18 protein-coding genes are annotated in these 23,603 nt (G+C 63.6%); all 18 read left to right on the top strand.

Annotated elements, in window-relative coordinates; all coding sequences use genetic code 11:
* Positions 1-110 precede the first annotated feature (110 nt).
* The 18 genes from CLU90_RS10750 (at position 111) to CLU90_RS10665 (ending at position 23,546) form a co-directional block, all read left to right on the top strand.
* Positions 111-653 (top strand): NAD(P)H-dependent oxidoreductase, encoded by a 543-nt coding sequence (locus CLU90_RS10750; RefSeq protein ID WP_092710364.1) that lies wholly within the window; start codon positions 111-113, stop codon positions 651-653.
* 235 nt (positions 654-888) lie between these two features.
* On the top strand, positions 889-1,863 hold the full coding sequence (locus CLU90_RS10745) for a LysR family transcriptional regulator (RefSeq protein ID WP_092710361.1): 975 nt from the start codon (positions 889-891) through the stop codon (positions 1,861-1,863).
* A 257-nt stretch (positions 1,864-2,120) separates the two neighbouring features.
* A complete protein-coding gene (locus CLU90_RS10740) occupies positions 2,121-4,973 on the top strand; it encodes a 2-oxoglutarate dehydrogenase E1 component (protein WP_100427904.1) in 2,853 nt (950 codons plus the stop codon).
* 116 nt (positions 4,974-5,089) lie between these two features.
* Positions 5,090-6,346: a 2-oxoglutarate dehydrogenase complex dihydrolipoyllysine-residue succinyltransferase gene (gene odhB / locus CLU90_RS10735; RefSeq protein WP_034752061.1), complete on the top strand. Its 1,257-nt coding sequence runs from the start codon at positions 5,090-5,092 to the stop codon at positions 6,344-6,346.
* Between the two features lie 92 nt (positions 6,347-6,438).
* Positions 6,439-6,828 (top strand): PspC domain-containing protein, encoded by a 390-nt coding sequence (locus CLU90_RS10730; RefSeq protein WP_092710354.1) that lies wholly within the window; start codon positions 6,439-6,441, stop codon positions 6,826-6,828.
* Positions 6,818-8,248, top strand: a complete 1,431-nt coding sequence (lpdA, locus tag CLU90_RS10725) for a dihydrolipoyl dehydrogenase (protein ID WP_100427903.1) — start codon at positions 6,818-6,820, stop codon at positions 8,246-8,248. Before CLU90_RS10730 ends, lpdA begins: the two co-directional genes overlap by 11 nt.
* Before the next feature lie 70 nt (positions 8,249-8,318).
* Complete coding sequence (zapE, locus tag CLU90_RS10720) at positions 8,319-9,416, top strand: cell division protein ZapE (RefSeq protein ID WP_092710347.1); 1,098 nt, start codon at positions 8,319-8,321, stop codon at positions 9,414-9,416.
* A 16-nt stretch (positions 9,417-9,432) separates the two neighbouring features.
* Complete coding sequence (locus tag CLU90_RS10715; protein WP_139178159.1) at positions 9,433-10,155, top strand: hypothetical protein; 723 nt, start codon at positions 9,433-9,435, stop codon at positions 10,153-10,155.
* A gap of 137 nt (positions 10,156-10,292) precedes the next feature.
* A complete protein-coding gene (locus CLU90_RS10710) occupies positions 10,293-10,493 on the top strand; it encodes a YdcH family protein (RefSeq protein WP_034752051.1) in 201 nt (66 codons plus the stop codon).
* Between the two features lie 43 nt (positions 10,494-10,536).
* Entirely contained in the window at positions 10,537-12,591 is a 2,055-nt protein-coding gene (locus CLU90_RS10705) for an ATP-dependent DNA helicase (protein WP_442906689.1), read from the top strand.
* A 271-nt stretch (positions 12,592-12,862) separates the two neighbouring features.
* Positions 12,863-13,468, top strand: coding sequence for a toll/interleukin-1 receptor domain-containing protein (locus CLU90_RS10700; RefSeq protein WP_034752049.1), 606 nt, complete (start codon positions 12,863-12,865; stop codon positions 13,466-13,468).
* Between the two features lie 19 nt (positions 13,469-13,487).
* Positions 13,488-15,953 carry a tetratricopeptide repeat protein gene (locus tag CLU90_RS10695; RefSeq protein ID WP_100427902.1) on the top strand — a complete coding sequence of 822 codons (2,466 nt, stop codon included), beginning with the start codon at positions 13,488-13,490 and terminating at the stop codon, positions 15,951-15,953.
* Between the two features lie 94 nt (positions 15,954-16,047).
* Positions 16,048-16,785, top strand: a complete 738-nt coding sequence (gene surE / locus CLU90_RS10690) for a 5'/3'-nucleotidase SurE (protein ID WP_058049368.1) — start codon at positions 16,048-16,050, stop codon at positions 16,783-16,785.
* 9 nt (positions 16,786-16,794) lie between these two features.
* Positions 16,795-17,685 carry a protein-L-isoaspartate(D-aspartate) O-methyltransferase gene (locus tag CLU90_RS10685; RefSeq protein WP_092710337.1) on the top strand — a complete coding sequence of 297 codons (891 nt, stop codon included), beginning with the start codon at positions 16,795-16,797 and terminating at the stop codon, positions 17,683-17,685.
* A 42-nt stretch (positions 17,686-17,727) separates the two neighbouring features.
* Positions 17,728-18,645, top strand: coding sequence for a peptidoglycan DD-metalloendopeptidase family protein (locus CLU90_RS10680; RefSeq protein ID WP_100427901.1), 918 nt, complete (start codon positions 17,728-17,730; stop codon positions 18,643-18,645).
* Positions 18,646-18,653: 8 nt separating this feature from the next.
* On the top strand, positions 18,654-19,685 hold the full coding sequence (gene rpoS, locus CLU90_RS10675; protein WP_092710331.1) for an RNA polymerase sigma factor RpoS: 1,032 nt from the start codon (positions 18,654-18,656) through the stop codon (positions 19,683-19,685).
* Positions 19,686-19,817: 132 nt separating this feature from the next.
* Positions 19,818-21,161: a 23S rRNA (uracil(1939)-C(5))-methyltransferase RlmD gene (rlmD, locus tag CLU90_RS10670; protein WP_100427900.1), complete on the top strand. Its 1,344-nt coding sequence runs from the start codon at positions 19,818-19,820 to the stop codon at positions 21,159-21,161.
* A 396-nt stretch (positions 21,162-21,557) separates the two neighbouring features.
* The gene (locus tag CLU90_RS10665; protein WP_442906688.1) at positions 21,558-23,546 is read left to right on the top strand and encodes a glycosyl hydrolase family 18 protein; all 1,989 of its coding nucleotides are present in this window, start codon (positions 21,558-21,560) and stop codon (positions 23,544-23,546) included.
* Positions 23,547-23,603: the final 57 nt, after the last annotated feature.

Below are 23,603 nucleotides of genomic sequence, written 5' to 3'. Positions count from 1 at the left end.
GCTGTTTTTGCCTCTGCGGGCGCTACCACGCGCCATGGGGCAGGGTACCGGCTTGCCTGATTTTCTGTGGGCGCGGGGCCGGTGCATCCATCCATTTTCAGGAAAACAGCATGTTGAAAACCCTCGTTATCGTCTTCCATCCCGCCATTGAAACTTCGGTGGCCAACAAGCGCTGGCTGCAGGAAGTGGCGCAATACCCGGAGCAGTACACCATCCACGACGTGCATCGGGCCTACCCCGATGGCATCATCGACGTGGCGCAAGAGCAGGCGCTGGTGGAGGCGCACGCCAATGTGGTCCTGCAATTTCCCGTGTACTGGTTCAACTGCCCGCCCTTGCTGAAACAGTGGCTTGACGAGGTGCTGGCGTATGGCTGGGCCTACGGCACGGGCGGCGATGCTTTCCGGGGGCGCAAGGTGGCACTGGCCGTCACGGCCGGCATCCGCGAGGAAGAATTCAGGCCGGAAGGCAAGTGGAAAGTCACCCTGGCGCAGCTGCTGGCGCCATTCGACGTCACCCTGGCGTATGTGGGCGCCGACAACCGCCGCTTCTTTGCCTTCTATGGCGCGGAAGACGGGCCGAAGGAAGCCGGTTATGCCGAGCGACTGGCGCGCAGCGCGCACGAGTACGTGGGTTTCCTGGCGGCGCTGTAGGCAGCGGGGCCAGCCTCAGTTCAATGCCGCTTGCCGGTGGCGGCGATGGTGTGCGCTAACTGCGCCGCATCGGAAAGGTTTCCAAGGGGCGGAAGGGGCGGGCGGCGCGTGCAAGCATATGATTCTTTCGCTATTCGATACTCTCCTTGCATAGATCCTTTCGACCAAACGGGACAAATAGGGTAGATTGCAATACTTAGTTGCATGGATCGGACGAATCAAGAGGGAGCCGCAGATGGACCGTATCACCGCCGCACAAGTATTCGTCACCATCGCCGAGCGGGGCAGCATGGTGGCCGCCAGCGACGCGCTCGACATGTCGCGCGCCATGGTGACGCGTTATCTGGCCGAGATGGAGGAGTGGGCGGAGGCACGCCTGTTGCATCGCACCACGCGCCGTCTGAGCCTGACGGATGCGGGCGAGACCACCCTGGCGCGCTGCCGCCAGATGCTGGAGGTGGCCGGCGCCATGGCCGTCACTTCGCCCGAGGGACTCGATACGCCGCACGGTCTGCTGCGCATTACCTGCTCGCAATCGCTGGCGCAGACGGCGCTCGCTGGCGCAGTAACCGCTTACCTGCGGCGCTACCCGCGCGCCGCCGTCGACCTGCAGATGGAGAACCGCGCCGTCAATCTGGTGGAGCAGCGCATCGACCTGGCGATCCGCATCACCAACGCGCTCGAGCCGAACCTGATCGCGCGCCAGCTGGCCAGCTGCGCGTCGGTGGTGTGCGCCGCACCATCGTACCTGGCGGCGCACGGCACGCCGCGACGGGCGCAAGACCTGGCCCTGCACAACTGCCTGACGTACACCTATTTCGGCAAGAGCCTGTGGCAATTCACGCATGACGGGGAAGCGCTCACTGTCCCCGTCAGCGGCCGCCTGTCGGCGAATGAGTCGCTGGTCCTGCTGGTGGCCACGGTGGCGGGTGCGGGCATCGCCATGCAGCCGCGCTTTTCTGCCGCGCCGCTGATCGCCAGCGGGCAGCTGGTGGAACTGTTGCCCGCCTACCAGCCGCAGAACATGGGCATCTACGGCGTCTACACGTCGCGCCAGCACATGTCGCCCCTGCTGCGCACCATGCTCGACTTCCTGGTCGAGTGGTTTGCCGGCGATGCCGACTGGCTGGCCGCCATCGCGGCGGCGCCTTTGCCGGGCAGACCAGTGGGGCGAAAACGGCAGGCCGGCAGGGGCGCCGACGTGCCGTAAGCGCAACAGTGGCAGGCTTGCAAGCCCGGTAAAATCAACAACACAGCTTACATTTGCTTGCCAAATAAAATCCAACTGGCAGTTGTTGCGTTACAATACCGCGTGCTATTCTAAATGACGGTATGCAGAATGCTGGTGCAATAAAAAAGCCCTTCCCCACAACTTGATGTGCAATCCGCTAACCGGTCAGGCCGTGTCGCGGAAGGTTAGATTAACCCGCTAATTCCTCGCGAAGCGCGAAGAAAGGTGAGCAATATATGCAGCAATTAACGACCAACTCCTACCTGTTCGGTGGGAATGCTCCGTACGTGGAAGACCTGTACGAGGCGTATCTGAACAACCCAGGCTCGGTACCCGACAACTGGCGTTCCTACTTCGACGCCATGCAGCACGTGCCTGCCGTCGATGGCACCAACAAGCCTGACGTGGCCCACGCCTCCGTCGTCGCCTCGTTCGCCGAGCGCGCAAAAGCAGGCCCGATCCGCACAGTGACCGCTTCCTTCGACGCCGAAATGGGTCGCAAGCGCGTCGCCGCCACGCAGTTGATCGCCGCTTACCGCTACCTGGGCACGCACTGGGCCAACCTGGATCCGCTGCAGCGCCAGGAACGTCCGATGATCCCGGAACTCGAGCCGAGCTTCTACGGCTTCACCGATGCGGACATGGACACCGTGTTCAACATCAGCAATACTTATTTTGGCCCCGAGACCGCCACCCTGCGCGATCTGCTCAACTATCTGCGCGATACCTACACGCGTTCGATCGGCGCCGAATTCATGTACATCTCCGACCCGGCCGAAAAGCGCTGGCTGCAAGAGAAACTGGAATCGATCCGCTCCACCCCGAATTTCACCCCAGAGAAAAAAATCCACATCCTCGACCGCCTGACTGCGGCTGAAGGCCTGGAACGCTATCTGCACACCCGCTACGTGGGCCAGAAGCGCTTCTCCCTGGAAGGCGGCGAAACCTTCATCGCCTCGATGGATGAAACCATCCAGCGCGCCGGCGAAAAAGGCGTGCAGGAAATCGTCATCGGCATGGCCCACCGCGGCCGTCTGAACGTGCTGGTGAACACCCTGGGCAAGGCGCCGCAGGAACTGTTCGAAGAATTCGAAGGCAAGCATGGCGACGACCTGCCTGCCGGCGACGTGAAGTACCATCAAGGCTTCTCGTCGGACATCTCCACCGCGGGCGGCCCGGTCCACCTGTCGCTGGCGTTCAACCCGTCGCACCTGGAAATCGTCAACCCTGTGGTCGAAGGTTCCGTCAAGGCCCGCATGGACCGTCGCGGCGACGTGCACGGCGCGCAAGTGCTGCCTATCCTGGTGCACGGCGATGCCGCTTTCGCCGGCCAGGGCGTGGTCATGGAAACCTTGAATCTGGCGCAAACCCGCGGCTACGGCACGGGCGGCACGGTGCACATCGTGATCAACAACCAGATCGGTTTCACCACCTCGGACCCACGCGACTCGCGCTCGACCCTGTACTGCTCGGACGTCGTCAAGATGATCGAAGCGCCGGTCCTGCACATCAACGCCGACGATCCTGAAGCCGTGGTGCTGGCGACGCAAATCGCGCTCGACTACCGCATGGAATTCAAGAAGGACATCGTCCTCGACATCATCTGCTACCGTAAACTTGGCCACAACGAGCAAGATACGCCGGCACTGACGCAGCCGCTGATGTACAAGCGCATCGGCCAGCACCCAGGCACCCGCAAGCTGTACGCGGACAAGCTGGTTGCCCAGGGCGTGATCCCTGCCGATGGCGGCGACAAGATGGTGGCCGCCTTCCGCGACGCCATGGACGCCGGCAAGCACACCGTCGACCCGGTCATTTCGAACTTCAAGAACAAGTACGCCGTCGACTGGCTGCCGTTCCTGAACAAGAAATGGACCGACTCGGCCGACACCGCCGTGCCGATGACGGAACTCAAACGCCTGGCCGCGCGCATCACCACCGTGCCGGAAGAATTCAAGGTCCACTCGCTGGTTGAAAAAGTCCTGGGCGACCGCGCCACCATGGGCCGCGGCGAAATGAACCTGGACTGGGGCATGGGCGAACACCTGGCCTACGCTTCGCTGGTATCGTCCGGCTACGCCATCCGCCTGACCGGCCAGGATGCGGGCCGCGGCACCTTCGTGCACCGCCACGCCGTGCTGCATGACCAGAACCGCGAGCGTTGGGATGCGGGTACCTATATTCCGCTGCAAAACGTGTCGGACAACCAGGCGCCGTTCACCGTCATCGACTCGGTGCTGTCCGAAGAAGCCGTACTGGCCTTCGAATACGGCTACTCGACCGCTGAACCGAATACCCTGACGATCTGGGAAGCCCAGTTCGGCGACTTCGCCAACGGCGCGCAAGTGGTGATCGACCAGTTCATCAGCTCCGGCGAAGTGAAGTGGGGCCGCGCTTCGGGCCTGGTCATGATGCTGCCGCACGGTTACGAAGGCCAGGGCCCTGAGCACTCGTCCGCGCGTCCCGAGCGTTTCCTGCAGCTGTGCGCAGACAACAACATGCAAGTGGTGCAGCCGACGACGGCTTCGCAGATCTTCCATTTGCTGCGCCGCCAGATGGTGCGCCAGTTCCGCAAGCCGCTGGTCATCCTGACGCCGAAGTCGCTGTTGCGCAACAAGGATGCCGGTTCGCCGCTGACCGACCTGGCCAAGGGCGGTTTCCAGACCGTCATCGGCGAAGTCGACGACAAAATCGACGCCAAGAAAGTCAAGCGCGTGGTCGCCTGCTCGGGCAAGGTCTATTACGACCTGGTCAACGCACGCAAGACCCGTGGCCAGACCGACACGGCCATCGTGCGCCTGGAACAGCTGTATCCGTTCCCGCATAAGTCGTTCGCTGCCGAACTGAAGAAGTTCCCGAACCTGGTCGAAGTCGTATGGGCGCAGGACGAGCCGCAAAACCAGGGCGCCTGGTTCCAGATCCAGCACAACATCTTCGAAGGCCTGGAATCGGGTCAGCGTCTGGCTTACGCCGGCCGTCCCGCTTCGGCGTCGCCAGCTGTCGGCTACTATGACAAGCACTACGCCCAGCAAAAAGATCTGCTGGAAACGGCATTCTCGAAGCTGAAGGGTTTTATCCTGACCAAGTAAGCGGCAGGATGAGGGGCGCCATGCGATTGCATGGCGCTTGCTCGTTACATCATGACGGAGCGCCGCCCTTGCTACGCAGGGGCGGCGCCGCAATAACAAAATAAACGGAGTTTTACATGGCACAAATCGAAGTCAAAGTTCCCCAGTTGTCGGAATCGGTTGCAGAAGCGACCCTGCTGGCATGGCACAAGAAAGTCGGCGAAGCAGTTGCGCGCGACGAAAACATGATCGATATCGAAACCGACAAGGTCGTGCTGGAACTGCCGGCGCCTGCCGCTGGCGTGATCGTGCAGATCATCAAGGCTGACGGCGCCACCGTCGTTGCCGGCGAAGTCATCGCCATCATCGACACCGACGGCTCGGCCAAGGTCAGCCCGATGGAAGTGTCGGCCGTGCCTGCACCAGCCCTGGCTGCCGCCGCCCAAGATACCGCTAGCGCTTCGGCGCCAGCCGCCGCGACCAAGGGCGATGTCGCCATGCCTGCCGCCGCCAAGATCCTGTCCGAAAAAGGCCTGTCCGCTGGCGACGTCGCCGGTTCGGGCAAAGACGGCCGCGTGACCAAGGGCGACGCCCTGGCCGCTTCCGCCAAGCCAGCTGTCGCGCCACTGGCGCCAGCCGCTGCCAAGCCGGCGCTGCAACAAGTTGCCACGCCGTCGGCCGCCAACCTGGGCGACCGTCCGGAAGAGCGCGTGCCGATGAGCCGCCTGCGCGCACGTATCGCCGAGCGTCTGCTGCAATCGCAATCGACGAACGCCATCCTGACCACGTTCAATGAAGTGAACATGCAGCCGGTCATCGACCTGCGCAACAAGTACAAGGACAAGTTCGAGAAAGAGCACGGCGTCAAGCTGGGCTTCATGTCCTTCTTCGTCAAGGCCGCCGTCGCCGCCCTGAAAAAGTACCCGATCATCAATGCCTCCGTTGACGGCAACGACATCGTCTACCACGGCTACTTCGACATCGGCATCGCCGTCGGTTCGCCACGCGGTCTGGTCGTGCCTATCATCCGCAACGCGGACCAGCTGTCGATCGCCGACATCGAGAAAAAAATCGGTGAATTCGGCGCGAAAGCCAAGGAAGGCAAGCTGACCCTGGACGACCTGACGGGCGGCACGTTCTCGATCTCGAACGGCGGCACCTTCGGCTCCATGCTGTCGACCCCGATCATCAACCCGCCACAATCGGCCATCCTGGGCGTGCATGCGACCAAGGACCGCGCCGTTGTCGAAAACGGCCAGATCGTGGTACGTCCGATGAACTACCTGGCCATGTCCTACGACCACCGCATCATCGACGGCCGCGAAGCCGTCCTGGGCCTGGTGGCGATGAAAGAAGCGCTGGAAGATCCTGCACGCCTGCTGCTGGACCTGTAAGCACCGTAGTCCCCCGGCGTAGCCGCCGGGGCAATGTAGCTGATACCTTGCCAGAAGACGCAGCTGGCTGATCTCAATGAAAGAGGATTCCTATGAACATCTCTGAAGAAATCAAGCGTCTGCACGAGTTGCACCTGGCGGGCGCCCTGAGCGACGCGGAATTCGCGCAAGCGAAAGCCAAGCTCCTGAGCAGTATCAACCTGGACAAGCCGGACGGCACTTCCGGCGCCAATGCCGGTGCGGCTGCCGCTCCGTCGAACGACCTGGTGCAGGAATTCAACCGCCTGCGCCGTTCGCGCAACGACCGCTGGCTCGGCGGCGTCTGCGGCGGCCTTGGCCGCGCTTCCGGCATGGATGCGTGGATCTGGCGCCTCGTCTTCGTCCTGTTTACATTGACCTTCGGCTTCGGCGTGGTGATTTACCTTCTATTGTGGATTTTCGTACCAGACGAAGAGATTGGAATAACAAAACATGAGTACTAAACAATTTGACGTAGTTGTCATCGGTGCGGGCCCTGGCGGCTACATCGCCGCCATCCGCGCAGCGCAGCTGGGCTTTTCCGTCGCTTGCGTCGACGAGTGGTCGAACGCCAAGGGCGGCGCCGCTCCTGGCGGTACCTGCACCAACGTCGGCTGCATCCCGTCGAAAGCGCTGCTGCAATCGTCCGAGCATTTCGAACACGCGGGCCACAGCTTCGCCGAGCACGGCATCGACGTCGCCGGCCTGAAGCTGAACCTGGGCCAGATGCTCAAGCGCAAGGACACCGTCGTCAAGCAAAACAACGACGGCATCCTGTACCTGTTCAAGAAGAACAAGATCGCCTTCTTCCACGGCCGCGCCGCATTCGCTGCCGCCGCCGCTGGCGCGTACGAGATCAGCGTGACGGGCGAAGCCAACGAAACCCTGAGCGCCAAGCACGTGGTCATCGCCACGGGTTCGAACGCGCGCGAACTGCCGGGCGCACCATTCGACGAGAAATTGATCCTGTCGAACACGGGCGCACTGGCCATCGACGCCGTACCAGCCAAGCTGGGCGTCATCGGTGCCGGCGTGATCGGCCTGGAAATGGGCAGCGTATGGCGCCGCCTGGGTTCCGACGTCACCGTGCTCGAAGGCTTGCCGGTCTTCCTGGGCGCCGTGGACGAGCAGATCGCCAAGGAAGCGTCGAAGCTGTTCACCAAGCAAGGCTTGAAGATCAATCTCGGTTGCAAGATCGGTGCGATCACGCCAGGCAAGAAAGACGTCACCGTGGAATTCGTGGACGCCAAGGGCGAAGCGCAAAAAGCCGTGTTCGACAAGCTGATCATCTCGATCGGCCGTACGCCGAACACCAACGGCCTCGGTGCCGACAAGGTCGGCCTGCAGCTGGACGAGCGCGGCTTCATCGCCGTCGACGGCGACTGCAAGACCAACCTGCCGAACGTGTGGGCGGTGGGCGACGTCGTGCGCGGCCCGATGCTGGCGCACAAGGCGGAAGAAGAGGGCGTTGCCGTGGCCGAGCGTATCGCCGGCCAGCATGGCCACACCAACTTCAACACGATTCCTTGGGTCATCTACACCTCGCCGGAAATCGCGTGGGTCGGCAAGACCGAGCAAACCCTGAAGGCCGAAGGCGTCGCCTACAAGGCAGGCACCTTCCCGTTCATGGCCAACGGCCGTGCGCGCGCGCTGGGCGACACCTCGGGCATGGTGAAATTCCTGGCCGATGCGAACACCGATGAAATCCTCGGCGTGCACATCGTCGGCCCGATGGCTTCCGAACTGATTTCCGAAGCCGTCGTGGCGATGGAATTCAAGGCTTCGGCCGAAGACATCGCGCGTATCTGCCACGCCCATCCGTCCCTGTCGGAAGCGACCAAGGAAGCGGCACTGGCGATTGACAAGCGCACGTTGAACTTTTAATTGTAGTTAGTCCTGCAGGGGCGCTCGCGGATTTTTTCCGCCGGCGCCCTTGTGCGTTAAAGCGAATCCCATGAACGTAGAAGAGTTTTACCAGCACGCGCTGCAGAAGCGTGATTTCAAGGCCGATGCCGCCCAGCGGCGCGCGGTCGACCGCCTGCAGCTGTGCTATGACGAGTGGGTGGCCTACAAGGGCCAGCGCTCGAGCACCTTCAAGCGCCTGCTGAACCGTCCCGCCGTGCCGAAAGGCGTGTACATGTGGGGTGGGGTGGGGCGTGGCAAATCGTTCCTGATGGACAGTTTTTACTCGGTCGTGCCCCTGGTGCGCAAGACGCGATTGCACTTCCATGAATTCATGCGCGGCGTGCACCAGCAGCTCGACGAATTGAAAGGCGTGGCCGACCCGCTCGACGAGGTGGCCAAGCGCATCGCCAAGAAATACCGCCTCATCTGTTTCGATGAATTCCACGTCTCCGACATCGCCGACGCGATGATCCTGTACAACCTGCTGTCGGCCCTGTTCGCCAATGGCGTGTCCTTCATCATGACGTCGAATTACGATCCGGACCTGCTGTATCCGGACGGCCTGCACCGCGACCGCATGCTGCCGACCATCGCGCTGCTGAAGGAAAAACTCGACGTGATGAACGTCGACGCCGGCGTCGATTACCGCGGCCGCGCGCTGGAACAGGTGGAAAGCTACTACACCCCGCTCGGTGCGGAGACCGACAAGGCCTTGCGCGACGCCTACGCGCGCATCGCCGAGACGGCCGACGAAGACGCGCGCATCCGTATCGAGAGCCGCGAAATCCATTGCCTGCGCCGTGCCGGCGGCATCATCTGGTTCGATTTCGCCACCCTGTGCGGCGGTCCCCGCTCGCAAAATGATTACCTGGAAATCGCCAGCCGCTTCCATACGGTGATATTGTCCGGCATACCGGCCATGTCGGCGGCGCAGTCGTCCGAGGCGCGCCGCTTTACCTGGCTGATCGACGTGTTTTACGACCAGAAGGTCAAGCTGATCATGTCGGCCGAAGTGCCGCCGGAGCAGCTGTACACGAACGGCATGCTGGCCAACGAGTTTCACCGCACCGTTTCGCGTATCATCGAGATGCAATCGCGCGAATACATGGAAAAAGAACAGCGCGGCGCGGCCGACGCGATCGTTTGAGGCAGGGATAATGAACATGATGGCAAATACACTATACAAGCTGGGTGCGGCGCTGGGCCTGGTCCTGGCGTTGTCCGCCTGCGCGCACCAGGGTGCGGCGGCATTGGACGAGGTCGGCGTACCGCAGGTGCCCGCGACCCTGTCCGTGGAAGAAGCGGACGCCAAGCTGAAGCAATCGGCCAGCGAGCGCGAGGCGGCGGAGAACGAGTTTGCCGCGCGCGAACTGGAGTGCTACGACAAGTTTTTCGTGAATAACTGCCTCGACAAGGCCAAGGAAAAGCGCCGCCTGATCCTCGTGCGCCTGCGCGCCATCGACGCGGAAGCCAATTACTTCAAGCGGGCCGAGTCCGTGCGCCTGCGCGATATCGAGCTGGCCCGTACGCAGGAAAGTGCGCGCCTCGATGCCGAGCAGCGCGCCGCAGCCGTGCCCAAGCCCGTGAAAGTGGTCACGCCCGAGCCGGCGCCGCCCAAGCCGCAAGGCAAGAGCGTAGCCGAACGCGAGGCCGAGCAAGCGGCGAAGGTGGCGAAACAGGCTGCCGCCGACGCCGCCGACGCGCCGCGCCGCGCGGCCCGTGAAGCGCAATATGCGAAAAAACAGGCGGATGCCGAGGCGCGCCAGAAGCGGGTGGCGCAACGCCTGGCCGAACGCCAGGCCGAGGCGCAGGCCAAGGCTGCCAAGGCGGCCGCTGCCGCCGCCGGCACGCCGGCCGCCGCTGTGCCTGTGCCGCCGGCCAAATAACACTGCCGCGCAGGGGAATGCCGGAAATGGCGTGCCCTAAGGCGCGCGGCAGGTTAAACTACGCACCATGGCTGCCTGCGTACGCTGCGTGCGCCGGTTTCCCAACACTGTTACCAACACTGCCTGGAACGCAACACATGAGCGATGCACAGCAAATAGAGCGGCGCCTGATTGAACTCAACGTGGAACACCGCGACCTCGATGCCGTCATCGAGTTGCTGATACTCGATGGCCACCATGACGAGCTGCAGCTGCGCCGCCTGAAAAAGCGCAAATTGCAATTGAAGGATCACATCACCTTGCTGAAAATGCAGTTGGTGCCCGACGTTCCCGCCTGAGGGGCGCCAGTAGCGTCCAGTCCAGCCTTCACCTAAGTATATTTTGACCGATCACAATTTATTGCCCGCAAGCCAAGATGGCCAGCCTGCTGCCTTGCCAGCCGATGTGCCAGCCGAACCGCAGGCGGCGCCCGGCAAGCACGATGCCGACATCGAGCGCCTGTTCGGCGCCGGCGGCCCGCTCGGTCCGGCCGTGGGCAGCTACAAGCCGCGCCGTTCGCAAACGGAAATGGCGAAAGCCATCGCCAGCGCCATCGACAGCCAGACGACCCTGATCGCCGAGGCGGGCACGGGCACCGGTAAAACCTTCGCCTACCTGGTGCCGGCCCTGATGTGGGGCGGCAAGACCATTGTCTCCACCGGCACGAAGAACTTGCAGGATCAATTGTTCCTGCGCGATATCCCCACCGTGCGCGCCGCGCTGCAGGCGCCCGTTTCCGTCGCCTTGCTCAAGGGCCGCTCGAACTACGTCTGCCATTACCACCTGGAACGCACGCTGCAGAATGGCCGCATGACGTCGCGCGACGACGTGGGCCATTTGCGGGAAATTTCGCGCTTCATCAAGATGACCAGTTCCGGCGACAAGGCCGAGCTGGCCAAGGTGCCTGAAAACGCCATGATCTGGAACCTGGTGACGTCCACGCGCGACACCTGCATGGGCGCCGAGTGCCAGTATTACCAGGATTGCTTCGTCATGAAGGCCCGCAAGGAAGCCCAGCAGGCAGACGTCGTGGTGGTCAACCATCACCTGTTCTTTGCCGACGTGGCCCTGAAAGACACGGGCGTGGCGGAATTGCTGCCGTCGGCCAATACCATCATCTTCGATGAGGCGCACCAGCTGCCCGATACGGCGACCTTGTTCTTCGGTAACACGGTGTCGACCTCGCAAATCCTGGAACTGTGCCGCGACGTGCTGGCCGAGGGCCTCGCGCACGCGCGCGGCATCGACTGGGCCAAGACCGTCACGGTGGTGGAAAAGGCGGCGCGCGACCTGCGTTTGACCTTCCCGCAAGATATCGTGCGCATGTCCCTGCCGCAGATCGCCCCGTCGAGCGACTTTTTCCCCGCGCTCGATACGCTCAAGGATGAGCTCGACGGCATGGTGGCCGTGCTGGAAACCCAGGCGGAACGGGCGGAAACGCTGGAGCAGTGCCGCGTGCGCGGCGTCGAGCTGGCGCAGCAGCTGAGCGGCTGGAAGTTCGATCCGAAGGCGAAAGTGGCGGCCGGCGAAGAAGCCGTGTTCTGGGTGGAAGCGTTTTCCAGCTCCCTGCAATTGCACAAGACGCCGCTGTCGATCGCGCCGATCTTCAACAACCAGCGCGAAGGCACGCCGCGCAGCTGGATTTTCACGTCCGCCACCCTGGCCGTGAAAAACGACTTCAAGCATTTTTCCGAACAGATGGGCCTGACGGGCGAGCCGTCGCATACGTGGCCAAGTCCCTTCGACTATGGCCAGCAAGGCTTGCTGTTCGTGCCGCAAAACCTGCCGCAGCCGAACTCGCTCGGCTACACGGACGCCGTCATCGACTGCGCCCTGCCCATCATCGAGGCGGCGGGCGGGCGCACCTTCTTCCTGTGCACGACCTTGCGTGCCGTCAAGCGCGCGGCCGAACGCCTGGCCGACGAATTCAAGCAGCGCGGTTTGAACTTCCCCCTGTTCGTGCAGGGCGACCGGGGCCGTACGGAATTGCTCGACCAGTTCCGCGCGGCCGGCAATGGCGTGCTGATCGGTAGCCAGAGCTTCTGGGAAGGCGTCGACGTGCGCGGCGATGCCTTGTCGCTCGTCATCATCGACAAGCTGCCGTTCGCGCCGCCCGACGATCCCGTGCTGGCGGCCCGCATCGAAGTGATGGAAAAGCAGGGCAAGAATGGTTTCATGCACCATTCGCTGCCGGAAGCGATCATCAACCTGAAGCAGGGCGCGGGCCGCCTGATCCGCGACGAAGGCGACCGGGGTGTCCTGATGATTTGCGATCCGCGCCTCATTTCCAAGCCGTATGGCAAGCGCATCTGGCAAAGCCTGCCGCCGTTCAAGCGCACGCGCGATACCGCCGAAGTGGTGGAGTTCTTCCGCAACCTGCCCGCCAAGGGCGCTTAAATTCAGCTTGCCGGCGCCATCCGCGCGCCGGCATATTTCCCTTTGTTATCAAGCGAGTAGCGTTTTTCGCGCGGCGCCCGCTTGCGCGCCCGGTATGCCAGAAAGCGGCGCGATCGCGCCAGTTTCTGGCATTGTGACGCGTGTCCAGGACGCCAGACACATCTTTGCGCCAGCGCAAATAGGGCTGTTGCCGGGCAGTCTACAGTGAGCCCATGCCTTGCAGGACCAGGGCGCGGCGATGGCAGGGCCGCACGGGGAACAGGGGGATGCCATGGAGATCCGCTACGGCTGTTTCTTGAGTTATGCACACGGCCAATATGCGTTCATGAACAAGTTCAAGAATGACCTCATCGAGGCGCTGGCGTGCTATCTGGAACCGCACCTCGACCGCGAGGAAGTCCTGTTCATCGACAGCGAGCAACTGGGCGGCGGCGACGATATCGACCTGCGCGTGGCGCGCGCCATGTGCCAGAGCGTCTGCATGATCGTGCTGTACACGCCCAAATATGAAGCGCACGGCTACACGCGGCGTGAATTTGCCGCCATGCAGCTGATCGAGCAGGAGCGGCGCGCCTGGTATGAACTGCCCAGCCACCTGATCATCCCCATCATCATGACGCGCCATCCGGACGGCTTGCCGCCGCAAATCACGGAATCGGGACTGTACGTCGATTTTTCCGGCTATACCCTGGCCAGCGGCGACCTGAAATCGAACCCCCAATATCTGCCCGACATCGAACGCATCGTGCAGCGCATCGCCACGCATTACCACTTGCTCAAGCGGTCGACACCGCCCGGCCACGATTGCAGCCGTTTCGTGTTGCCCGATATTCCACCGGAATGGCGCGCCATTCCGCCTCCCCACTTTCCGCGTTAATCACGTAAAAGGTCCTGTCATGGAATGCCAACGCCTCTCCCTGCCGCCTTTGAGCGCCCCTGGCGAAGTCGTCACCTTCTATTCCTACAAGGGCGGCACCGGCCGCACCATGGCTCTGTCGAACATCGCCGTCCTGCTGGCGCGCCGTGAAAACGCCAGCGTGCCCGTGCTGATGCTGGACTGGGACATGGAAGCGCCGGGCCTGCACCATTATTTCGAGCAGCACGAGGAGCGACCGGGCGTGCTCGAGTTCTTCGAGGCGTGCCGCCAGCAGCTTGAACGCATCAGCCTGGAAACGCCGGGCGGGCGCGCCGGCGGACAGGGCGGTGGGCGCGAAGATGCGGCGCTGGCGCAGCGCGTGCTCGACGCCATCGACTGGCAGCAGTACGTGGTGCGCGTCGACCAGGGCAGTCCGCTGTACCTGATGCGCGCGGGACGCTTCGACGCCAGCTACAGCGAGCGCCTGGCGCAGATGCGCTGGGATCAGCTGTTCGACACGTGCCCGGCCCTGTTCCGCTGCTTCGCCGATACCCTGGCCCAGCATTTCCGCTACGTGCTCGTCGATTCGCGCACGGGCCGCACGGACAGCGCCGGCATCTGCACCACCTTGCTGCCGAAAAAGCTGGTGGTGGTCTTCACGCCGAACCGGCAAAGCCTGGAAGGCGTCGACGCGCTCGTCACGCGGGCCATCGAGTACCGGCGCAGCCATGAAGACGAACAGCGCCCGCTGCTCGTCTACCCCTTGCCCTCGCGCATAGAGATGGGCGATGGGGCGCAGCGCGCCGAGTGGCGCCGCGGCGATGTACACAAGGGCATCGCCGGCTTCCAGCCCATGTTCGAGCGCCTGCTGCGCACTTCCTACGGCTTGCCGCAGATCGCCCTCGACAGCTATTTCGACGAAGTCCAGCTGCAGCAGACGAAAACCTTTGCCTATGGCGAGCAGCTGGCCGTGCGCATCGACCAGGGCGGCGACCGCTTTTCCCTCACGCGCACCTTCGAAGCGTTTTTGCACTGGTTGACGGGCGGCTACTTCCCGTGGCAGTCGAGCCGTGAAATCGCCTTGCTGGGCGCCATCAGCGAAGCGCGCCAGGCTTTGCAGGCCGAACCGGGTCGGGCCGTGGCCCTGCCGCTGGCGCGCGACCTGGCCCGCCTGGGCGAGCTGTACCGCAAGGATGGGCGCAGCGCGCAGGCGCTCGACGCCTTTCGCCAGAGCGTCGAGATCCGCGTGCGCCTGCAGGGCGAGGAGCATCCCGACAGCCTGGCGTGCAAGAGCGGCATGGCGCGCCTGCTGCGCCAGCTGGGCAAGCTCGACGAAGCCCGCTTCCTGGAAGAAGACGTGGTCGACGTGCGCGAGCGCGTACTGGGCAGCGAGCATCCCGACACCCTGGCCGCCCGCGCCTGCCTGGCGCAAACCCTGTTGCTGCAGGGCGAACTGGCGGCGGCGCTGCTGCTGCAGGATGCGGTGCTGGCCACCTATACGCGCCAGCTGGGCGGCGAGCATCCGCTGACCCTGGAAGCGATGGATGGCCGCGCGGCCACCTTGCTGCGCATGGGCCGGCTGGCGCAGGCGCAGCAAGTGCTGGGCACGGTGGTGGCGGCGCGCGAGCGCCTGTTTGGCGCCGAGCATGGCGATACCTTGCGCAGCAAGCTGGCCCTGGCGCAGGCGCTGGGGCGCGAAGGTGACCTGGAAGGCGCGCGGCGCCTGCTCGTTGCCGTGTTGCAGGCGCAGGAGCGGCGCCTGGGCGGCGACAATGCGGCCACCCTGGCCACGCGCGACTTGCTGGCCGACATCGTGGCAGGGCAGGGCGACTGGGCCGGCGCGCGCCAGCTGCACGAAGACCAGGTGGCGGCGCGCGAACGCACGCACGGGCTCGACCATCCGGAAACCCTGATGAGCCAGCGCAAGCTGGCCGAGGCGCTGCTGCGGCGCGGCGAGCTCGATGCGGCGCGCAGCGTGCAGGAGCAGGTGCTGGAAGTGCATGCGCGCCTGCTGGGCGAAGACCACCTCGACACCTTGCACAGCAAGAAGCAGCTGGCCGGTACCCTGCAGCAGCAGGGCGACAGCGAGGCGGCGCGCCTGCTGGAAGACGCCGTGCTCAGCGGCAGCGACCGGCTGTTGAATGCGCCCGTCACGGGGCATGCGGACAGCGTGCTGGACGGGGCGCGGCATTTGCAGGAAACCATCCTGGCCGGCCGCGCCAGCGGACACGACGTGGCCGAACCGGACACCCTGGGCAGCATGGTCTCGATGTTGCAAGGCATGATCGAACGGGAACAGTATGCGCAGGCGGGCGAACTGGCCGAACATTTGAAGTCCTGCCTGCTGCGCCCCGGTGTGCCGGGCAAGCTGCGCCGGCGCGGCATGGCGCAGCTGAAAAGAATGTACAAGTTGCAAGGCGACCTGAATGCCTTGCTGGCCTTGCAGGAAGATGAAGTGCAGGCGCTGGAAGGAGCGTTGTCGGAAGCGCGCATCGAGCAGCGCTGAGGCTGCGCGCCATGTTCGCACGGCAGCACAAAAAATGCTGCCTATCGGTGTGCGGCATGCGCAGTGTGGGCATTGCTTCAGGTAAAATCTCGTTATGAGAATTCTTATCAGTAACGACGACGGTTACCTGGCGCCAGGCCTGGCAGCCCTGGCCGACGCACTCGCGCCCATCGCCGACATCGTCGTGGTGGCGCCCGACAGCAACCGTTCGGGCGCATCCAATTCGCTGTCCCTGGACCGGCCCTTGTCCGTGCACAAGGCGGCCAACGGCTTTTATTTTGTCAACGGCACGCCCACCGACTGCGTGCACGTGGCGCTGACGGGCATGCTCATCGAGCGCCCCGACCTGGTGGTGTCCGGCATCAACAACGGCCCCAACATGGGCGACGACACCCTGTATTCGGGCACCGTGGCTGCCGCCACGGAAGGCTATCTGTTCGGCATTCCCGCCATCGCCTTTTCCCAGTCGCAGTTCGGCTGGGCCAACCTGGACGCGGCCGCCCGCGTGGCCAGGGAAATCGTCGAGCGCCAGTTCGACGCCCTGCAAAAACCGTATCTGCTGAACGTGAACATCCCGGCCATCCCTTACGAGCAATTGCAAGGCATGGCGGCCACGCGCCTGGGCAAGCGCCATTCGGCCGAGCCCGTCATCCGCGCGCTCGACCCGCGTGGCCGTGAAATCTTCTGGATCGGTCCCGCCGGCGCGGCCAAGGAAGGCGGTCCGGGCACGGATTTCCATGCCGTTGAACATGGAAAAGTATCGATCACGCCGCTGCAGATCGACCTGACCCATACCACCCAACTCGATGCGCTGGCAAAAGGCCTGGCATGAGCGCTCACTATGACTGACAAGCCGCGTACCTTCCCCCTTTCCCTCGATTCGCTGGCCGGCAAGCCCGCCAGGCAGGGCGGGGGGCAGTCGCTGGCCCAGTCCCGGATCGCCACGCCGCAGACGGCCACGCAGAATGCGGCGCAGAACGCGGCGCGCGGCGTGGCGCAGCCGTATGGCGCGCACGCGGCCATCGCGCCGTCGCGCGCGCAAGCCATCGCCAATGAGCGGGCGCAGCCGGCCGTGGTGGCGCCGCCGCGGCAAAACCCGCTCGTCTCGGAAGCCGTGCGCCGGGCCATGGTGGCCCGCGTGGCAAAACAGGGCGTCAAGGACCAGGTCGTGCTCGACGCCCTGCAAGCCGTGCCGCGCCACATGTTCATGGACGAGGCGCTGGCGTCGCAGGCGTATATCGACGCCTCCTTGCCCATCGGCCACCACCAGACCATTTCGCAGCCGTACATCGTGGCGCGCATGATCGAAGTGATGCGTCAGGGCGGCAATCTGCAGCGCGTGCTGGAAATCGGCACCGGTTGCGGCTACCAGGCCGCGGTGCTGTCGCTGGTGGCGAAAGAGGTGTATTCGATCGAGCGCATCCGGCCTCTGCACGAGCTGGCGAAGGCGAATTTGCGCCCGCTGCGCGTGTCGAATCTGCGCTTGCAGTACGGAGATGGTATGCTTGGCCTGCCGCAGGCGGCGCCCTTCGACGGGATCATCCTTGCCGCAGCCGGCCTGGAAGTCCCGCAAGCCTTGCTGGAACAGCTGGCGCCCGGCGGGCGTCTGGTTGCGCCAGTGGGGGCTAAATTGCAACACTTACAACTCATTACCCGGGTGGGGAAAATGGAATGGACCAGCCAGACCCTGGAAGATTGCCATTTCGTGCCTTTGCGCCCGGGCACCATATGATCCCCGGATCAGCTAGCAAGCAGGACATACAATTACATGCGAATGATTAAGAAAAGTAACATACTTCTATGTAGCATCACCTTGGCCGCGCTGTTGAGCGGTTGCGGCACGACGGGCGTCCAGGCGCCCGTCGTGGAGCGCCACCCAACGAGCAGCAGTGCCGCCGCCAGCGATCCGCGCGACCGCGACCCGGCCTATTACACCGTCAAGCGCGGCGACACCCTGTTGCGCATCGCCCTCGAGCACGGCCAGAACTACCGCGACCTGGTGGCCTGGAACGACTTGAGCAACCCGAACGACATCAAGGTCGACCAGGTATTGCGCGTGCTGCCGCCGACCGGCGACACGGGCGGCGCGCAAACGTCGGCCATCGTCATGCCGCCATCGACGGAAATCAAGCCGGCCGCGCCTGTCGTGCCGAAGAAAACGGGCCCGCGCGGCGAGAAGCGCGCCTATTCCGACGCCACCCTGGCCGAACTGCGCGCCGATGGCGGCACCAGCGACGCCAAGCCTGCGCCGGCACCGGCAGCAGTCGCCGCCGCCGCACCGGCCGCCGCCGCGGCAGCCCCGGCCGCATCGGCGCCTGGCGAAGACAAGATCAGCTGGATGTGGCCTTCCGAAGGCAAGGTCATCGGCACTTTCGACGAAGGCAAGAACAAGGGCGTCGATATCGCAGGCAAGGCGGGCCAGCAAGTGGTGGCCGCCGGAGCGGGAAAAGTCATGTATGCCGGGAGCGGAATCCGTGGTTATGGTAATCTTGTCATCGTGAAGCACAGTAATAGTTTATTGTCGGCGTATGCGCATAACCGCAGCATCCTGGTGAAGGAAGGGCAGAACGTCAACAAAGGCCAGGCCATCGCCGAAATGGGCGATTCCGATGCCGACCGCGTGAAGCTGCACTTTGAAATCCGCCAGCAGGGCAAGCCCGTCGACCCTTCGAAATTCCTGCCTAACCGTTAGGTAAAGCAATGACACACGCGCCGCACGACCAGCTGGACGATGACCCGGAACTGCCGGAAGACGGGGCAGACGAAGTCGTGACGGACGATGTCGGCGAGCTCGACGGCATTGACGCCGTCGAGGCGGGCGAGGGCGGCGAGGTGGCCAGCGTCAGCGTGCTGGTCGAAAGTGTCGATGAACTGAAAAAAGTGCTGGCGGCCGAGCTGTCGACCGATACCACGCAGCACTATCTGAATCAGATCGGCACGCGGCCCCTGCTGACGGTGGCGCAAGAGGTGCATTACGCCACCCTCGCCAAGCAGGGCAATTTCGAAGCCCGGCAAACCATGATCGAGCACAACCTGCGCCTCGTCGTGTCGATCGCCAAGCATTACATCAACCGGGGCGTGGTCTTGCTCGACATGATCGAGGAGGGCAACATCGGCCTGATGCGCGCCATCGACAAGTTCGAGCCCGAACGCGGTTTCCGTTTCTCGACCTACGCCACCTGGTGGATACGCCAGAGCATCGAGCGCGCCATCATGAACCAGGCGCGCACGGTGCGCCTGCCCGTGCACATGGTGCGCGAACTGAACCAGATATTGCGCGGCAAATACCACCTGGAAGCCCAGCACCACGACGGCAAGGATGCCACCGCGGAAGACATCGCCCATCTCGTGGGCCGTCCCGTGGAAGAGGTGCAGGATATCCTGGCCCTGTCCGAGCACGCCACCTCGCTCGACGCGCCGCTCGACAACGACCCCCAATCGTCGCTGATGGACATGCTGCCCGGCGCCAGCGAAGACAGCCCCGACGCGCGCGCGGAACACCATGAAATGACGGTGCTGGTGCGCGACTGGCTGACCAAGCTGCCCGACAAGCAGCGTGTCGTCATCATGCGCCGTTTCGGTCTCGACAACGACGACCCGGCCACCCTGGAAACCCTGGCCGAGGAAATGGGCGTGACGCGCGAGCGCGTGCGCCAGATCCAGCAGGAAGCGCTGATTAAACTGAAACGCGCCATGGCGGCACGCGGCGTCGTGCGCGACTCATTATTGTAGGACGCCCGGTCCCGGTAGTTCCGGGGCCGCATCTGCTATCATACGCCCCGCTCGCGGCGCCTGACCTGTCCCCCATTCTTTCAAGTTCCAGCGCGGCCCTGCGTCCTGGCCCACTCTTACCTATTGATCGCTATGCAAGAAAATATCATCGAAATCAAATCGCTCGACATGGACGCCCGTGGCGTTGGCCATATTGAGAACGAAGACGGCTCGCCGGGCAAGGTCGTGTTTGTCGAAGGCGCGTTGCCGGGCGAGCGCGTCAGCTTTGTGACGTTCAAGAAAAAGAAGAACTGGGAAATGGCCCGCATGACGGCGCTGCACCGCGAATCGTCCATGCGCGTGACGCCAAAGTGCAAGCATTTCGACAATTGCGGCGGCTGCTCGATGCAGCACCTGGAACCGTCGGCGCAGGTGGCGATCAAACAGCGCGTGCTGGAAGACAACCTGTGGCATATCGGCAAGGTGCGTCCGCAAAGCATCATGCGTCCCATGTACGGCCCGACGTGGGGCTACCGCTACCGCGCGCGCCTGTCCGTGCGCCACGTCAAGAAGAAAGACGCCGTGCTGGTGGGCTTCCATGAAAAGAAATCGGCTTTCGTTGCCGACATGGATAGCTGCGAAATCTTGCCGCCGCACATCTCCGCCATGCTGCTGTCCTTGCGCGCGCTGATCGGTTCGCTGTCGATTTTCGACCAGATGCCGCAGATCGAGCTGGCCGTCGGCGAAGACGTCACCGCCATGGTCTTGCGCATCATGGCGCCGTTGACGGCGGACGATGAAACGAAACTGAAGGCCTTTGCCGACGAATACGGCGTGCAATGGTGGCTGCAGGTGAAAGGCCCGGAAACGGCCGTGCCGTTCTATCCGCTCGACAAGCAATTGCACTACCTGCTGCCGGAATTCGGCGTCAAGATGCCGTTCAAGCCCGTCGATTTCACCCAGGTGAACCATCACATCAACCGCGTGCTGGTGTCGAAAGCCCTGCGTCTGCTGGAAGTGCAGCCGACGGACCGCGTGGCCGACCTGTTCTGTGGCCTGGGCAATTTCACCTTGCCGCTGGCCACGCAAGGCAGCGAAGTGGTCGGCATCGAAGGCAGCACCACCCTGACGGAGCGGGCGCTGGAAAACGCCTTGGCCAATGGCCTGGCGGAAAAAACATCGTTCTCGACGCGCAATCTGTTCGAAGTGACGACGGACGACCTGATCGCGCTGGGCAAGTTCGACCGCATCCTCGTCGACCCGCCGCGCGACGGCGCCATGGCGCTGTGCCAGGCGCTGGTCGGCCTGTCGCAAGTGCGTCCTGACCTGATGCCGAAACGCATCGTCTACGTCTCGTGCAGCCCGTCGACCCTGGCGCGCGACGCCGGCATCCTGGCGCTGGAAGCCGGTTATGTGCTGAGCAAGGCGGGCGTGGTCAACATGTTCCCGCATACGTCGCACGTGGAGTCGATGGCCGTGTTTGATCTGGCGCAATAAGCATTCAAAACACGGCGGGTGGCCAGGCAGGCACCCGCCGTTGCCGCATTCAGCGGCGCGGCGAACTCCCCCAATACCACTTACACCGTGTTATAAAACTGGTCTGTCTTTTCCCGTTCCAGCGTCTTTTTCCATTCTCCCTCTGCCATTTTTTCATTGTCCAGTAGGACAACACGCCGTCTGCATCTTCCGCTGCGCTTTCTGTTCGAAGTGGTATTGCTCGCTTTGATGCCACTTTAAAACCACTTGACCGCCTATTTTTTCAGCAGCATGCTGTTCTTGCAACTGCAAAAAAACAAGATCACAGGGTAGTTATTTACGAAGCACAGTGGCACTCCGCAAACCTGAACAGGAGACAGCGTGGAAAATTTAATACTTAAAAAAACAATCAGGAACATGATGGTATGTCTGGCCAGCGGCGGCGTGCTGGCGGCATGCGGCGGTGGCGGCGACGCCAGCGCCCCGGGCGGCTCGCAATTGCTGGCGGCCAGCGCGGTCGTCGCGTGCGTGCCATGGCAGGAGGGCGGCACGTATAACGCCGGCACGGTCGTCACTTACCTGGGCGCCAACTACACGGCCCTCGTGACGCAGACCGATCACGTGGGTTCCGGATGGAACCCCGTCTCCACGCCGAGCCTGTGGAGCGCCGGCGGCACCTGCGACGGCGGCACCACGCCGACCCCGACACCTACTCCCACACCAACGCCGACACCGACACCGACCCCGACACCGAATCCAACTCCGACCCCAACGCCCACCCCGACACCGACGCCAACCGGCGGCACGTGCGCATTGGCCTGGGTGGCCGGCACGGCTTACAGCGCGGGCGCCACCGTCAGCTACGCGGGCACGAATTACCGCGCCAATTACTGGACGCAGGGCGACAACCCGTCGACCAGCAGCGGCGCCGCCGGCACGGGCAAGCCATGGACCAGCCAGGAAATCTGCAGCACCACGCCGACTCCTACGCCAACGCCGACGCCAACACCAACGCCAACGCCGACACCGACACCGACACCGACACCGACACCGACACCGACACCGACACCGACACCGACACCGACACCGACACCGACACCGACACCGACACCGACACCTACGCCAACGCCAACGCCAACGGGCCGCGAAGTCGGTTCCTATTTCGCGCAGTGGGGCGTGTATGGCCGCGACTATGAAGTGGCGAACGTGCATTCCAGCGGCGTGGCCGACAAGCTGACCTTCATCAACTACGCCTTCGGCAATATCTACCCGAAAAACGGCGGCTATGAATGCGGCATGATCACGAAGGCGGAGCCGGGCGCGACGAATCCGAATGCGCCGGATGCGGGCACGGGCGGCGATGCCGAGGCCGACTACATCCGCACGCCGAAGCGCACCGTCGATGGCCAGGCCATTCCCTGGGATGCTCCCTTGTCGGGCAACTTCCTGCAGCTGAAAAAACTGAAGGCGGCGCACCCGAACCTGAAACTGTTCATCTCGCTGGGCGGCTGGAGCTGGTCGAAGAACTTCTCCGTCGGTTCGGCCACGGATGCGCTGCGCAAGCAGATGGTCCGCTCGTGCATCGATATCTACATCAAGGGCAACCTGCCGGTGCAGGGCGGCCGTGGTGGCGTGGGCGCGGCGGCCAACATCTTTGACGGCATCGACATCGACTGGGAATATCCGGTCGGCGGCGGCCAGCCGTACAACACGGTCAGCCCGAACGACAAGCGCAACTTCACCTTGCTGATGGCGGAATTCCGCAGCCAGCTCGATGCGCTGGGTGCGGCCAACGGCAAGCGCTACCTGTTGACGGCCGCTGTCGGCGCGGGCAAGGACAAGATCGACAACACGGAACCGGCCCTGTACTCGCAGTACATGGACTGGATCAACCTGATGACCTACGACTTCCACGGCGGCTGGGAAACGAGCACCAACTTCAACGCCCAGCTGTTTGCCGACCCCGCCGATCCGTCGACGGGCATGGCGCGCGAATACGTGGGCGACAAGGCGGTCCAGTACATGATTGCCGCCGGCGTGCCGCGCGACAAGCTGCTGCTGGGCATACCGTTCTATGGCCGCGGCTGGACGGGCGTGGCGCCGGGACCGAATGGCGATGGCCTGTACCAGGCCGCCACGGGCATGGCGCCAGGCACCTACGAGTCGGGCATCGAGGACTATAAAATCCTCGTCGCCAAGGCCGGCACGCGCTACTACCATCCCGTGACCAAGCAGCTGTACCTGTACACGGGGGCGGGCGGCCAGTGGTGGAGCTATGACGATCCGACCGTCATCGGCACCAAGGTGAAATATGTGAAGGACCAGGGCTTGCGGGGCGCGTTCTCGTGGGAACTCGATGGCGATGCGAATGGCGTGCTGGCGACCGAGGTGTGGAAAGTGCGGTAACACTGGAGTAGCGCAAGACGCGGCCGGGCGGCATTGCTGCCCGGCCGCTTGTGCACA

Source organism: Janthinobacterium sp. 67 (genome assembly GCF_002797895.1).
In the GTDB taxonomy this organism is placed as follows: domain Bacteria; phylum Pseudomonadota; class Gammaproteobacteria; order Burkholderiales; family Burkholderiaceae_D; genus Janthinobacterium.
Note: the sequence above shows the minus strand (reverse complement) of the source record. Positions and strands in the feature narration are given on the sequence as shown.